The organism is Streptomyces sp. MNU89, from assembly GCF_020982505.1.
GTDB lineage: Bacteria > Actinomycetota > Actinomycetes > Streptomycetales > Streptomycetaceae > Streptomyces > Streptomyces xinghaiensis.
Map to the genome: position 1 here is coordinate 2,608,555 of NZ_JAJKLL010000001.1, position 13,441 is coordinate 2,621,995.

Genomic DNA, 13,441 nt, shown 5'->3' on the forward strand with positions numbered 1-13,441 from the left:
GGCGACCTCGATATCCGAAACCTTCTCCCAAGATGCCGGGGCGGCGTCTTTTCGGTCCGGGCGCCCTCTTGACTGGACCGGGGCTCCGCTGCAAAGTCGCGCTCACGTCAGGAAAGCGGTACAGACCAGTTCGGCGGAGACGTGACCACGGGGGCCCCAGCGCGATGACGAGCTTATCGAAGGCCGCGGCGGCCGGTGGCGGGCCGCCGGGGCCCGAAGCCCGGACGGCGGACGTGCCGGGCGGCCGTTCGCCGGGCCGGCTGATGTGGCGGCGCTTCCGCCGCGACCGCGCCGGGACGATCTCGGCCGGTGTGGTGCTCTTCTTCTTCGCCGTGGGCCTGCTCGCGCCGGTGATCTCCCATCTGTACGGCAAGGACCCGTACACCCGTTACGGACAGCAGCGGGACGGGCTGCTCAACGAGTTCGGCTATCCGATCGCGCCGAACGGCGGCATCTCCGGGGAATTCTGGTTCGGTATCGAGCCGATTCTGGGCCGCGACGTCTTCACCCAGCTCCTCTACGGCATCCGCACCTCGCTGCTGGTCGCGGTCGCGGTGACGGTCCTGGCCACGCTGACCGCGATCGTGCTCGGGGTGGCGGCGGGTTATCTGGGCGGCCGCACCGACTTCCTCATCGGCCGCTCCATCGACCTGCTGATGGCCTTTCCCAACCAGCTGTTCTTCGTCGCCTTCATGCCGATCGTGGTCGCCCTGTTCGTGGCCGACACCGATGAGACGCCGACCTGGGTCCGGGCGGTCGCGATGGTGCTGGTGCTCTGGTTCCTGGGCTGGATGAGCCTGGCGAGAATCCTGCGCGGCACGGTGCTGTCGCTGCGGGAGCGGGAGTTCGTGGAGGCGGCCCGGGTGAGCGGCGCCTCCCCGTGGCGGATCATCCGCCGGGAACTGCTCCCCAATGTGGTCACCCCGATTCTGGTGCAGAGCACGCTGATGCTGCCGAATTTCGTGACCGCTGCCGCCGGGCTCTCCTTTCTCGGGGTCGGATTCATCGAACCCACTCCGGACTGGGGCCGGATGTTCGCCACCGGCGCCCAGGTCTTCGAGAACGACTTCACCTACATGTTCTTCCCGGGCGGCGCGATGGTGATCTTCATCGTCGCCTTCAACCTGCTCGGGGACTCCGTCCGGGACGCGTTCGACCCCAAGACCCGGCACTGATCCGGGCCCGGCGGCGCACACCGGGCGGCGAACCACAGGCCACCACTCAAGGACGGGCAGGTGCGACAGGCCATGAGCAGGATTCGGGCACGCGGAGGGCGCGCCGCCGTGGTGGCGCTGGCGGCGGGGGCGTTACTGCTCTCCGGCTGCAGCGAGGGCGGCGGAGGCGGCGGCGGGGACGACGGGAACGGCAAGGACAAGGGCGCCACGGCGCAGGCGCCCGTGCCGTTCGCCGACGCCACGGCGTCGACCGGGCCGGCGGAACCGATCGCGGGCGCCGAGCCGGGCGGCACGATACGGGTGCTCGCGCGGGACAGCTTCGCGCATCTGGACCCGGCGCAGATCTACGTCTCCGACGAGGGCAAGCTCGCGGCGCTCATCCACCGCCGGCTGACCACCGTCAAGATGGACAACAAGGGCGACTACTCGGTCGTCGGCGATCTCGCCACCGACAGCGGCACCCGCTCGGACGACGGGAAGACCTGGACGTACACCCTCAAGGACGGCATCCGCTTCGAGGACGGCTCGCCGATCACCTCCCAGGACGTCCGGCACAGCTTCGAGCGGCTGTTCGCCGACTTCGTCACCGAGGGCCCGACCTTCGTGCAGTCCTGGATGGCGGACGACCCGGAGTACCGGGACCTGCTGCCGGGCGGCCCGTACAAGGGCGACCACCTGCCGGACTCGATCCTGGAGACCCCCGACGACAAGACGGTCGTCTTCCGCTTCGAGAAGCCGCAGAACGACCTGCCCTACGCGCTGGGGATGCCCGGCTACGGGGTGGTGTCCGCGGAGAAGGACACCAAGGAGAAGTACGACAAGGACCCACTGGCCACCGGCCCGTACAAGATCCAGTCGTTCAAGCCCGGCAAGTCCATGACGCTGGTGCGCAACGCCGAGTGGGACCCGGACACGGACGCCGCGCGGCACCAGTACCCGGAGAAGTTCGAGATCACCTTCAACCACCAGTACGAGGACTCCAGCAAGCGCATCCTCTCCGACACCGGGGAGAACCAGCGGGCCACCAGCTTCAGCAACTCGGTGGACGCGAGCACCATCCCGCAGGTGCTGCGCGACGAGGAGGCCAAGAAACGCACCATCTCCGGCTACCAGTCCTATGTCGCCATGTACGCCATCAACATGGACCGGATCAAGGACCACCGGGTCCGGCAGGCCATCGCCCACGCCCTGCCGCTCCGGGCGATCCTGGCCCCGTACGGCGGCTCGGCGGGCGGCGAGCTCGCGGGCGGCGTCATCAGCCCCCTGCTGCCCGGCTACGAGAAGGGCTACGACCCCTTCGGCAAGCTGGCGAAGCCGAACGGCGACCCGGCGAAGGCGCGGGAGCTGCTGAAGGAAGCCGGCAAGGAGAACATGAAGCTGGTCTACGCCTTCCGCAACGACAACGAGAGCCAGCAGGAGGCGGTCGCCGTCACGGACGCCCTGCGCGAGGCGGGCTTCGACGTGCAGCGCAAGGAGCTGCCGACCGACACCTACTACGACCGGGTCGGCAAGGTCGACAACGGCTATGACCTGTACCGCAACAACTGGGGCCACGACTGGGTGAGTTCGTCGACGGTGATCCCGCCGCTGTTCGACGGCCGGAAGATCGCCGACGGCTCGGCCAACTACGCGCACGTGAACGACAAGAAGATCAACGCGGAGATCGACCGGATCTCGGCCATCGCCGACCCGGAGAAGGCCGCCGAGGAGTGGTTCGGCCTCGGCAAGTACATCGTCGAGGAGGTCACCCCGGTGGTGCCCGCGTACTACTACAAGCAGATGCAGATCAGCGGTTCGAAGATCGGCGGCGCGGTCTACAACAACGACCTCAGCGGCCTCGACCCGAACAAGCTCTATCTGAAGCAGTGACGGCCCCCGGTGCGCGGGAGGCGCGGCCCGGCCGCCGGCCGGTGGACCCGCGCCCCCGCGCACCGGGACCTCCGCCGCACCGCGGCCGCGTCACCCGGCCGGCCGTCCGCCGTCCCCGTCCCGGCCTTCCCCGTCCCGGCCGTCCGCGTCCCGCGCGTCCCCGCGCGGACCGGCCATCCGCGAAAGCTGTCCACGCATGCTGAGATTCCTGGTCCGCCGGTCGCTCGGCGCCGTCGTCATCCTGCTGATCATCAGCGCCCTGACCTTCTTCCTCTTCTACAGCATCCCGCGCGACCCGGCCCTGCTCGCCTGCGGCAAGAACTGCACCCCGGACGCGCTGGAGGTGATCCGCCGCAACATGGGCATCGACAAGCCGGTGCCGGTGCAGTACTGGGAATACATGGTGGGGATCTTCGCCGGCCGCGACTACGCGGTGGGCCCCTGCCCAGCGCCCTGCCTGGGCTACTCCTTCGTCGACAACACACCCGTCTGGGACACCGTCCTCGACCGCTTCCCGACCACCGTCTCGCTGGCCCTCGGCGGCGCCGCGGTCTTCCTGACCGTCGGCCTGAGCACCGGGATGCTGGCCGCCGCCCGGCGCGGCACGCTCGTCGACAAGATCGTCAGCTCCGGTTCGCTGGTGCTGAGTTCGATGCAGATCTACTTCGTCGGGCCGCTGGCGATCGCGCTCTTCGTCTACCAGCTCGGCTGGCTCTCCCAGCCCGAGTACGTGAACCTCACGGACGACCCGGCCGGCTGGTTCGCCGGGCTGATCCTGCCCTGGTGCGTGCTGTCGATCATCTTCACCGCCAACTACACCCGCATGGCGCGCTCCACGATGATCGAGCAGTTGCAGGAGGACCACGTCAGAACCGCCCGCGCCAAGGGCATGACCCGGCGCACGGTCTTCTTCCGCTACGCCTGGCGCGGCTCGCTCATCCCGATCATCACCATCTTCGGCGTCGACATGGGCTCCCTCTTCGGCGGCGCGATGATCACCGAGTTCACCTTCACCCTGCCCGGCCTCGGCCGGCTCGCCGTGGAGTCCGTCGTCAACACCAACCTCCCCATGCTCATGGGGGTGATGCTGTTCGCCGCGACGGCGATCATCCTGTTCAACATCGTCGTGGACGCCGCCTACGCGCTCATCGACCCACGCGTGCGCCTGTCCTAGGAGACCCCTGTGACCACCGTCAGCAAGGAAGCGGCCGGGCCCGCCCCCGCCGGCCCGGACACCGGTTCCGGGCCCTTCCTCTCCGTACGCGACCTCCATGTGCGCTTCTCCACCGAGGACGGCACCGTCCGGGCCGTGGACGGGCTCTCCTTCGCCCTGGAACGGGGCAGGACCCTCGGCATCGTCGGCGAGTCCGGCTCGGGCAAGTCCGTCACCAACCTCGCCGTCCTGGGGCTGCACGACCCGCGCACCACCACCATCACCGGGGAGATCCTGCTCGACGGGCGGGAGCTGAGCGGGGCGCCCGAGCGGACGCTGGAGAAGCTGCGCGGCAACAAGATGGCGATGATCTTCCAGGATCCGCTCACCGCGCTCTCGCCGTACTACACCATCGGCCGGCAGATCGCCGAGCCCTACCGCAAGCACACCGGGGCCTCGAAGCGGGAGGCCCGGGAGCGGGCGGTGGAGATGCTGGAGAAGGTCGGCATCCCCCGTCCCCGGCTGCGGGCGGACGACTACCCGCACCAGTTCTCCGGCGGGATGCGGCAGCGGGCCATGATCGCCATGGCGCTGGTCTGCGACCCGGACCTGCTGATCGCGGACGAACCGACCACCGCGCTCGACGTCACCGTGCAGGCCCAGATCCTGGACCTGCTCGGGGAGCTCCAGCAGGAGTTCGGCTCCGCGATCATCCTCATCACCCACGACCTGGGCGTCGTCGCCAACACCGCCGACGACATCCTGGTCATGTACGCGGGACGGGCCGTGGAGCGCGGCCCGGTCCGGGAGGTGCTGGGCGCGCCGCAGCACCCGTACACCTGGGGCCTGCTCCGCTCGATGCCGAGCCTCCGCTCCGACCCCGACGCGGCCCTGCACCCGATCCCGGGCACCCCGCCGAGCCTGCTGGCACCGCCCTCCGGCTGCCCGTTCCATCCGCGCTGCGCCTTCCCGCCCGAGGTGCGGGGCGGGCCGGAACGCTGTGTCCGCGAGCGGCCCGACCTGCCCGAAGGGCGGGGCGCCGCCTGCCACCTGACGCCGGAGCGGAAGCGGGAACTGTGGGCGGCCGGGGGCCTGCCGCCCCGGGAGGAGCGGGACACGGAGACCGGGGCACCCGGGGTGCCCGGACAGGACCGGGGGGCGACCGGCCGATGAAGGACGACCGCACACCGCACGCGGTGCGTGCCACAGGGGAGCCCGCGGAAGGCGGACCGGCGGCCGGGGAGCCGCTGCTCACCGCCGAGGGCCTGGTCAAGCACTTCCCCGTCCTGGGCGGCTTTCCGTTCCGGCGGCAGGTCGGAGCCGTGCGGGCCGTGGACGGGATCGATCTGACCGTCCGGGCGGGCGAGAGCTTCGGCCTCGTCGGGGAGTCCGGCTGCGGCAAGTCCACCACCGGCCGGCTGCTCACCCGGCTGCTGGAGCCGACGGCGGGCCGGATCGTCTACCGCGGCCGGGACATCACCCACGCGAACCGCCGGCAGCTGGCCCCGGTCCGCTCCGAGATCCAGATGATCTTCCAGGACCCGTACTCCTCGCTCAACCCCCGGCAGACCGTCGGCACCATCGTCGGCGGCCCGATGGAGATCAACGGCATCGATCCGCCCGGCGGCCGGGAGCGGCGGGTGCGGGAGCTGCTGGAGACCGTCGGCCTCAACCCCGAGCACTACAACCGCTTCCCGCACGAGTTCTCCGGGGGGCAGCGGCAGCGCATCGGGGTGGCCCGCGCCCTCGGTCTGGAGCCCAAGCTGATCGTGGCCGACGAGCCGGTCTCGGCGCTGGACGTCTCCATCCAGGCGCAGGTCGTCAATCTGCTCCAGGACCTCCGGCGGGAGCTGGGCATCGCGTTCCTCTTCATCGCCCACGACCTGGCCGTGGTGCGGCACTTCTCGCAGCGGGTCGCCGTGATGTACCTGGGGAGGATCGTGGAGACCGGCGACCGCGAGTCGATCTACCGCAGACCCCGGCACCCGTACACGCACGCGCTGCTGTCGGCGGTGCCGGAGATCGGGACGTACGGCGCCGGGGAGGCCGGGCACGGCGCCGGCGGGGAGGAACGCCGCGAGCGCATCCGGCTCGCGGGCGACGTGCCCTCCCCGGTCGATCCGCCGTCGGGCTGCCGGTTCCGCACCCGCTGCTGGAAGGCGCGGGAGAAGTGCGCGGCGGAGGTGCCGCCGCTGGCCCGGATCGACGGCAACCGCGAGGGGCATCTGACGGCCTGCCACTTCCCGGAGGAGCCGTCCACCTCGGCCCGCACCGAGGATGTCGTCCTGGACCCGGCGCTGGCCGCGATCGAGGAGCGGGGGCCCGGGACCGGGAAACCGGGCTGACCGGCCGCTCCGCCGTCCGCCCCTCCGCCCTTTTCGCGCTCCGCCCCGTCACCCGTCGCGCCGGCCGCCCGGTTCCGGGGTCTGCCCCGAGCCGTACGGGTCGCTGGGCCCGCCCTGCCGTACGTGCTGCGGCGCCGGCCGGGCCAGCGGCAGGGTCTCCGCGAAGTGGCAGGCCGAGGGGTGGGCGGCCGGCCCGGACCGGCCGCGGAACTCCTCCGGCACGGCCAGCGCCGGCACCTCCCGGGCACACTTCTCCCGGGCCTTCCAGCAGCGGGTGCGGAACCGGCAGCCGGACGGGGGGTCGGCCGGGGAGGGCACGTCCCCGTAGAGCAGGATCCGCTCGCGCTGCTCGCGTGCCGCCGGGTCCGGGACGGGAACGGCGGAGAGCAGCGCCTGGGTGTAGGGGTGGGTGGGGTGCTCGTAGATCTCCTCGTCGGTGCCGGTCTCGGCGAACCGGCCGAGGTACATCACCCCGACCCGGTCGGAGATGTGCCGCACCACCGACAGGTCGTGCGCGATGAAGATGTAGGAGAGGTCGAACTCGTCCTGCAGCTTCTCCATCAGGTTGATCACCTGCGCCTGGACGGAGACGTCCAGCGCCGAGACCGGCTCGTCGGCCACGATGATCTCCGGGTTGAGGGCGAGGCCGCGGGCGATGCCGATGCGCTGCCGCTGACCGCCGGAGAACTGGTGCGGATAGCGGTTGATGTACTCCGGGTTGAGCCCCACAACGTCCAGCAGATCCTGCACCCGGCGCCGCCGGTCCCGCTTGGGGGCCACCTCGGGATGGATGTCGAAGGGCTCACCGATGATGTCGCCCACCGTCATCCGCGGGTTGAGCGAGGTGTACGGGTCCTGGAACACCATCTGGATGTTCCGCCGCACCGCCTTCAGCGCCCGCCCGGACAGCTTGGTGACGTCCTCGCCCTTGTAGCGGATGGTGCCAGAGGTCGGCCGCTCCAGATGGACCAGCAGCTTGGCCACCGTCGACTTGCCGCAGCCGGACTCGCCCACGATGCCCAGGGTCTCGCCGCGCGCGAGGTCGAACGAAACGGTGTCCACGGCCCGGACCGCGCCGGTCTGCCGGCGGAAGACGATGCCGCGGGTCAGCGGGTACAGCTTCTGCAGATCGCGCACTTCGAGGATCGGCTCGGGCCGCGGTGGCCGGGGCGACTGCTCCGGCTCCGGCTCGCGCGGCGGCTCCACCTCAATGTGCTGGTGCATCGTTGAGTTCGTCCTTCCAGAAGTGGCAGGCGCTGGCGCGGCCGGGCAGCGGGGTGCCGTCGTTCTCCGCGACGGTGTAGAGGGGTGGCCGGTCGGTGACGCAGACGTGCTGCGCCCGGGGGCAGCGCGGATGGAACTCGCAGCCGGGCGGGATCCGCGTGAGGTTGGGCGGCAGGCCCCGGACCGCGTAGAGCCGCCGCCCCTTGCGGTCGAGCCGGGGGATGGAGTCGAGCAGGCCCTGGGTGTACGGGTGCGCGGGCCGCTTGTAGAGCTCGTGCACGGGAGCGGTCTCCACGATCCGTCCCGCGTACATCACCGCGATCTTGTCGGCGACGTCCGCGACCACGCCCAGATCGTGGGTGATCAGGATCAGGCCCATCCGGTACTCGCGCTGGAGCTCCGCGAGCAGGTCCATCACCTGGGCCTGCACGGTGACGTCCAGCGCCGTCGTCGGCTCGTCCGCGATGATCAGGTCCGGCTCCAGGGCCAGCGCCATCGCGATCATGATGCGCTGCCGCATACCGCCGGAGAACTGGTGCGGATAGTCGTTCACCCGCTGCTTCGCCGCCGGGATGCGCACCCGGTCCATCAGCTCGACGGCCTTGGCCCGGGCCGTCTTCCGCGAGTCGCCCCGGTGCACCTGGAACATCTCACCGAGCTGGTAGCCCACCGAGAGCACCGGGTTGAGCGAGGACAGCGCGTCCTGGAAGATCATGGCCATCTGCGCGCCCCGGATCGCGCGGCGCTCCTCGCGGCCCGTCCGCAGCAGGTCGCGGCCCCGGAAGAGAATCTCCCCGCCGGTGATCCGCCCCGGCGGGGAGTCCAGAATGCCCATGACCGCCTGCGCGGTCACGGACTTGCCGGAGCCGGACTCGCCCAGCACGGCGAGCGTCTCCCCCGCGTCCACGTCGTAGGTCACCCCGTTGACGGCCTTGACGACGCCGTCCCGGGTGCGGAACTCCACCCGCAGGTCGCGGACGTCCAGCAGCGGGCCCTCCCCCTCCGGCGCGCCGCTCCGTCCCCGGGCGGGCTGTTCTCCGTCTGCGGTCGCGGTCGCGGTGGCGGGCATGATGGCGGCTCCTCAGCGCAGCTTGGGGTCGAGGGCGTCGCGCACCGCGTCGCCGAGCATGATGAACGCCAGCACCGTGATGCTCAGGGCGCCGGCCGGCCAGAGCAGCATGTGCGGGGCGTTGCGGATCTGGGAGGCGGCGTTGGAGATGTCGATGCCCCAGGAGACGGTCGGCGGGCGCAGCCCGACCCCGAGGAACGACAGCGTGGCCTCCAGCGCGATGTAGGTGCCGAGCGCGATGGTGGCCACCACGATCACCGGGGCGACGGCGTTGGGCGCGACATGGCGCAGCAGCATCCGGCGGTTGCTCGCGCCGAGCGCCCGGGCGGCCTGGACGTAGTCGTTCTCCTTGGCCGTGATCACCGCGCCGCGGGCGATACGGGCGATCTGCGGCCAGCCCAGCAGCACGATGAAGCCGACCACCGGCCACACCGTCGTACTGGTGACCACGGAGAGGAAGACCAGCCCGCCGAGGATCACCGGGATGCCGAAGAAGATGTCGGCGGCCCGGGAGAGCAGCGCGTCCGCCCAGCCGCCGAAGAAGCCGGCCAGCCCGCCGATGAGCCCGCCGAGCAGCGCCACACCGAGGGTGGCGCAGACGCCGACGGTGACGGAGGCGCGGGCACCGTACACGGTGCGGGCGTAGACGTCGCAGCCCTGGGTGTCGTAGCCGAACGGATGGCCGGGCTCGCGGCCCTGCTGGGACTTGCCCAGGTCGCAGGAGAGCGGGTTGGTGGAGACGATCAGCTGCGGCCAGAGCGAGATCACCACCAGGAAGAGGATCAGCAGCGCGGAGACGATGAAGACGGGGTTGCGGCGCAGCTCCCGCCAGGCGTCGGACCACAGACTGCGCGGCTTGCCGGTGTCGCCGCCGTCGGGTCCGCGCCCGGGAGGGCGCTCCAGCGTCTCGGCCTCGCCCATGGCCAGGTCGGCGGAGCCCCCGGCTCCGGTGGGGGCGACGGCCTGCTTCGGGTCGTTGCCGTCAGGCATAGCGGATCCTCGGGTCGAGTACGGCGTACAGCAGGTCGACGATGAGGTTCGCCAGCAGGAAGACGATGACCAGGATCGTCACGAAGCCGACGACCGTGGGGGAGTTGTTGCGCAGGATGCCCTGGTAGAGCTGGAAGCCGACGCCGTGGATGTTGAAGATCCGCTCGGTGACGATGGCCCCGCCCATGAGGGCGCCGATGTCCGTGCCGATGAAGGTGACCACCGGGATCAGCGAGTTGCGCAGCAGGTGCCGGACGATGACGCGGCGGCGCGGCAGGCCCTTGGCGATCGCGGTGCGGACGTAGTCGCCGCGGACGTTCTCCGCGATCGAGGTGCGGGTGAGCCGGGTGACGTAGGCCAGGGAGACCAGCGCGAGCACCACACCGGGCAGCAGCAGTTCCTCGAAGGTCGCGTCGGTGGAGACGGACGGCCGGACGAGCCCCCATTTCACGCCGAAGAGGAATTGGAGCAGATAGCCGGTGACGAACGTGGGGACCGAGATGACGATCAGGGTGAGGAAGAGCAGGCCGGTGTCCACGGCCCGGCCGCGCCGCAGCCCGCTGACCACCCCGAGGACGATGCCGATGATCACCTCGATGACCACCGCCACCAGCGTCAGCCGCAGGGTCACCGGGAAAGCGGTGGACATCAGTTCCAGCACCGGCTGGCCGTTGAAGGCCGTGCCGAAGTCGCCGCGGAAGATCTGGCCCATGTAGTGCAGGTACTGCTTCCACAGCGGCTGGTCGAGGTAGAGCTCCGCACGGATGCGGGCGGCGGTGGCGGGGTCGGGCGCGCGGTCGCCGAAGAGCGCCGCGACGGGGTCGCCGAGCGCGTACACCATGACGAAGATCAGGAAGGTGCTGCCGATGAACACGGGGATCATCTGGAGCAGCCGCCGGATCACATAGCGTCCCATGGGAGTGCTCCGGGGGTCGTGGTTCGCCGCCGCGGACGCCGGTGCCGGGGCCCGGCGGGGGCCCCGGCACCGTTCCGTCCACGGGTCCGGGGGTGCGGGGCCGGCCCGGGCGGTACGGGACCGTCAGGCGACCGTGATCTGGTCGTAGACGGGGACGCTGAAGGGGTTGAGCTTCACGTCCGAGAGCCGGTCGGAGTAGCCGGCGCTGCCGTTCTGGTACCAGAGCGGGATGGCGGGCATCTCCTCGACGAGCACCCTCTCGGCGTCCTGGAAGGTCTTGACGGCCTTCTGGGTGTCGCTCTGGGCGTTGGCCTCGTCGACGAGCCGGTCGAACTTCTCGTTGCTCCACTTCCCGTCGTTGGACGAGGCGTTGGTGTAGTAGAGCGGCTGGAGGAAGTTCTGGATCAGCGGGTAGTCCATCTGCCAGCCGGCCCGGAAGGGGCCCTTCATGCGCTGGTCGCCGATCTGGTTGCGGTAGTCCGCGAAGGTGCCGACCGGGTTGACGGTGCAGGCGCTGTCCCGGCCGAGGGCGTTGTTGATGCTGTTGCAGACGGCGTCGAGCCACTCGCGGTGGGAGCCGGTGTCGACATTGGAGGTGAGGGTGATCTTCCCGCCGGGGAGGCCGCCGGCGTCCTCGATCATCTTCTTCGCCTCGTCCGGGTCGTACTCGCATGCCTGGCCGCACAGGCCCTTCTCGTAACCGCCTTCCTCACCGAGGACGGGCGAGGTCCAGTCGCTTGCGGGGGTGCGGGTGTTGCTGAAGATCTGCTCGGTGATCTGCTCGCGGTTGATGGCCCGGGAGATGCCCTTGCGCAGCTGCTCCTTCCCTTCCCCCCACGCCTCCTCGTAGAAGGGGAAGGCGAGGGTCTGGATGATCCCGGCCGGCTGGTTGATGTAGCGGTCGCCGAGGTCGTTCTCGACGTTCTTCAGCTGGGCGGCGGGGATGTCGTCGGCGAGGTCGAGGTTGCCGGCGAGGAGGTCGGTGTAGGCGGCGTTGTTGTCGGTGTAGACCTTGAGGTCGACGCCGCCGTTCTGCGCCTTGTCCGGGCCGGGGTAGTCGTCCCACTTCCGCAGCTTCATCGCGGAGCCCTTGGTGTACGACTCGACCTGGTAGGGGCCGTTGCCGACGGGCTTCCTCACCCAGGCGTCGTGGTCGTCGAAGAAGGCCCGGGGCAGCGGGGCGAAGGCGTTGTAGCCGAGGGTGTCGGGCCAGGTGGAGAACTTCTGGCTGAGCTCGACGGTGAAGGTCCGGTCGTCCTCGACTTTCAGCCCGGAGAGCGTCTCGGCCGTCGGATCGCCCTCCTCCGGGTGGACCGCGTCGTATCCCTCGATGTACTCGAAGAAGTAGGCGTTCTTCTGCGCGTTGCGGACGTCGGCGCCGTAGTTCCAGGCGTCCACGAACGACTTGGCCGTGACCTTCTCACCGTTGCTGAACGTCCAGCCGTCCTTGATCTTGACGGTGAAATTCTGCGAGTCGTCGGTGGTGATGCTCTCGGCGAGCATGTCCTTGGCCTCGCCGGTCTCCGGGTCGTACCGCTTGAGCCCCCGGAAGATCATGTCGAGGACCTTGCCGCCCTGGACCTCGTTCGTGTTCGCCGGCTCCAGCGGGTTCTGCGGGTCGCCCCAGGAGGAGCTGAGGACGCCGTTCCCGTCCCCTCCCCCGCTCCCGCCGCCGTCGTCGTCCCCACCGCAGGCGGTCGCCGCCAGTGCGACGGCGATCGCGCAGGCGGCCCATCTGGCGTGCACGGATCGGCGCATGAGGTGCCTCCTCGGTCGGGGAACGGACGCCCGATCCCATCCGAGCCCGCTTCGCCCGCACCCGCACCCCGGCCTGAGCCATCCGCGCGGGCGGGGGCCGGGGAGTCACCCGTCCGCGGGAGCGGGCGTCCGGGGGCCCTCTGGGTGCACCCGGCCGGTATTCAACGGTATTCTCGCCGTATGGCTGACACCACCATCAAGATCACCGATGACGTCCGCGACCGCCTGCGCATACTGGCCGAGGAGCGCGGCACCAGTGTGCGCAGCCTGGTGGAGCGGATGGCCACGGAGATGCCCACCGAGGCGGAGCGCACCGAGCGCACCGCGCGGGGCCTGGCCTACATCCGTGCGAACCTCTGCCCGGACCTCACCGAGGACGACGTGCGCCGGGCCCAGCAGTGGCGTGCCGACATCGCGGCCGGCCGCCTCGGGAGCCGCAGGTGATCATCCTCGACCACACGGCGGTGCTCGCGCTCTGCCGCGGGCACCGCTTCCTCTCCGGCCTGGCGATCGTGGAGGCCGGTGACCCCGCCCAGCGGGCCCAGGTGCCCGCCCTGTGCCTGGTCGCGGCCAGTCTCGAACTCCCGGGCGCCGCCGCCCATCTGGGAGCCCTTCCGGGCCTGGAGTTCCTCCCCCTCGACTTCGCCGCGACCGCCGCCGCGGAACAGGCCGCCGGCGCCGGGCTGGACTGGCGCCACGCCCACGCCGTCTACGCCGCCGTCTCCGACCCGGCGGGCGGCCAGGTGCTGAGCGGCACCCCGGAGGCGTACGACGGAACCGGCGTGTGGGTGGTGGACATCGGCAAGCCGTGAGGTGGGGACCACGGCAGAGGACCACCCGAATGAGTGGCCGCCCCTTCCGCGACGCTCCTGGCGATACGCGAACGGCCCCGGCTCCGGTCGTGAACCGGGGGCCGGGGCCGAGTCCACCCGGCCCGCGTCG

At 70.7% G+C, this 13,441-nt stretch carries 12 protein-coding genes; 7 read left to right on the top strand and 5 right to left on the bottom strand.

Annotated features, from left to right (window positions below; translation table 11 throughout):
* Nucleotides 1–164 precede the first annotated feature (164 nt).
* The 5 genes from E4N63_RS11040 to E4N63_RS11060 all read left to right on the top strand — a co-directional run bounded on the left by E4N63_RS11040 (nt 165) and on the right by E4N63_RS11060 (nt 6,542).
* The gene (locus E4N63_RS11040) at nt 165–1,175 is read left to right on the top strand and encodes an ABC transporter permease (protein WP_125622212.1); all 1,011 of its coding nucleotides are present in this window, start codon (nt 165–167) and stop codon (nt 1,173–1,175) included.
* Between the two features lie 72 nt (nt 1,176–1,247).
* On the top strand, nt 1,248–3,044 hold the full coding sequence (locus tag E4N63_RS11045; protein ID WP_125622211.1) for an ABC transporter substrate-binding protein: 1,797 nt from the start codon (nt 1,248–1,250) through the stop codon (nt 3,042–3,044).
* A 196-nt stretch (nt 3,045–3,240) separates the two neighbouring features.
* Nucleotides 3,241–4,218 carry an ABC transporter permease gene (locus E4N63_RS11050; RefSeq protein ID WP_230240539.1) on the top strand — a complete coding sequence of 326 codons (978 nt, stop codon included), beginning with the start codon at nt 3,241–3,243 and terminating at the stop codon, nt 4,216–4,218.
* Between the two features lie 9 nt (nt 4,219–4,227).
* Nucleotides 4,228–5,370, top strand: coding sequence for an ABC transporter ATP-binding protein (locus E4N63_RS11055; protein ID WP_125622207.1), 1,143 nt, complete (start codon nt 4,228–4,230; stop codon nt 5,368–5,370).
* Nucleotides 5,367–6,542, top strand: a complete 1,176-nt coding sequence (locus E4N63_RS11060) for an ABC transporter ATP-binding protein (RefSeq protein ID WP_230240540.1) — start codon at nt 5,367–5,369, stop codon at nt 6,540–6,542. Before E4N63_RS11055 ends, E4N63_RS11060 begins: the two co-directional genes overlap by 4 nt.
* A gap of 48 nt (nt 6,543–6,590) precedes the next feature.
* Here E4N63_RS11060 and E4N63_RS11065 read toward each other — a convergent pair whose 3' ends face one another.
* From E4N63_RS11065 to E4N63_RS11085, 5 genes are all read right to left on the bottom strand, one after another.
* Complete coding sequence (locus E4N63_RS11065; protein WP_125622204.1) at nt 6,591–7,766, bottom strand: ABC transporter ATP-binding protein; 1,176 nt, start codon at nt 7,764–7,766, stop codon at nt 6,591–6,593.
* A complete protein-coding gene (locus E4N63_RS11070; protein WP_230240541.1) occupies nt 7,750–8,835 on the bottom strand; it encodes an ABC transporter ATP-binding protein in 1,086 nt (361 codons plus the stop codon). The genes E4N63_RS11065 and E4N63_RS11070 overlap by 17 nt, the downstream gene beginning before the upstream one ends.
* Before the next feature lie 12 nt (nt 8,836–8,847).
* Nucleotides 8,848–9,825, bottom strand: coding sequence for an ABC transporter permease (locus E4N63_RS11075; protein ID WP_230240542.1), 978 nt, complete (start codon nt 9,823–9,825; stop codon nt 8,848–8,850).
* Nucleotides 9,818–10,741, bottom strand: a complete 924-nt coding sequence (locus E4N63_RS11080; protein ID WP_125622199.1) for an ABC transporter permease — start codon at nt 10,739–10,741, stop codon at nt 9,818–9,820. The genes E4N63_RS11075 and E4N63_RS11080 overlap by 8 nt, the downstream gene beginning before the upstream one ends.
* A gap of 123 nt (nt 10,742–10,864) precedes the next feature.
* Nucleotides 10,865–12,499 (bottom strand): ABC transporter substrate-binding protein, encoded by a 1,635-nt coding sequence (locus E4N63_RS11085; RefSeq protein ID WP_125622197.1) that lies wholly within the window; start codon nt 12,497–12,499, stop codon nt 10,865–10,867.
* 180 nt (nt 12,500–12,679) lie between these two features.
* On the opposite strand from E4N63_RS11085, the gene E4N63_RS11090 reads away from it, so the two are divergent.
* Nucleotides 12,680–12,943, top strand: a complete 264-nt coding sequence (locus E4N63_RS11090) for a hypothetical protein (RefSeq protein WP_125622195.1) — start codon at nt 12,680–12,682, stop codon at nt 12,941–12,943.
* Nucleotides 12,940–13,311, top strand: a complete 372-nt coding sequence (locus E4N63_RS11095; protein WP_230240543.1) for a hypothetical protein — start codon at nt 12,940–12,942, stop codon at nt 13,309–13,311. The genes E4N63_RS11090 and E4N63_RS11095 overlap by 4 nt, the downstream gene beginning before the upstream one ends.
* Nucleotides 13,312–13,441: the final 130 nt, after the last annotated feature.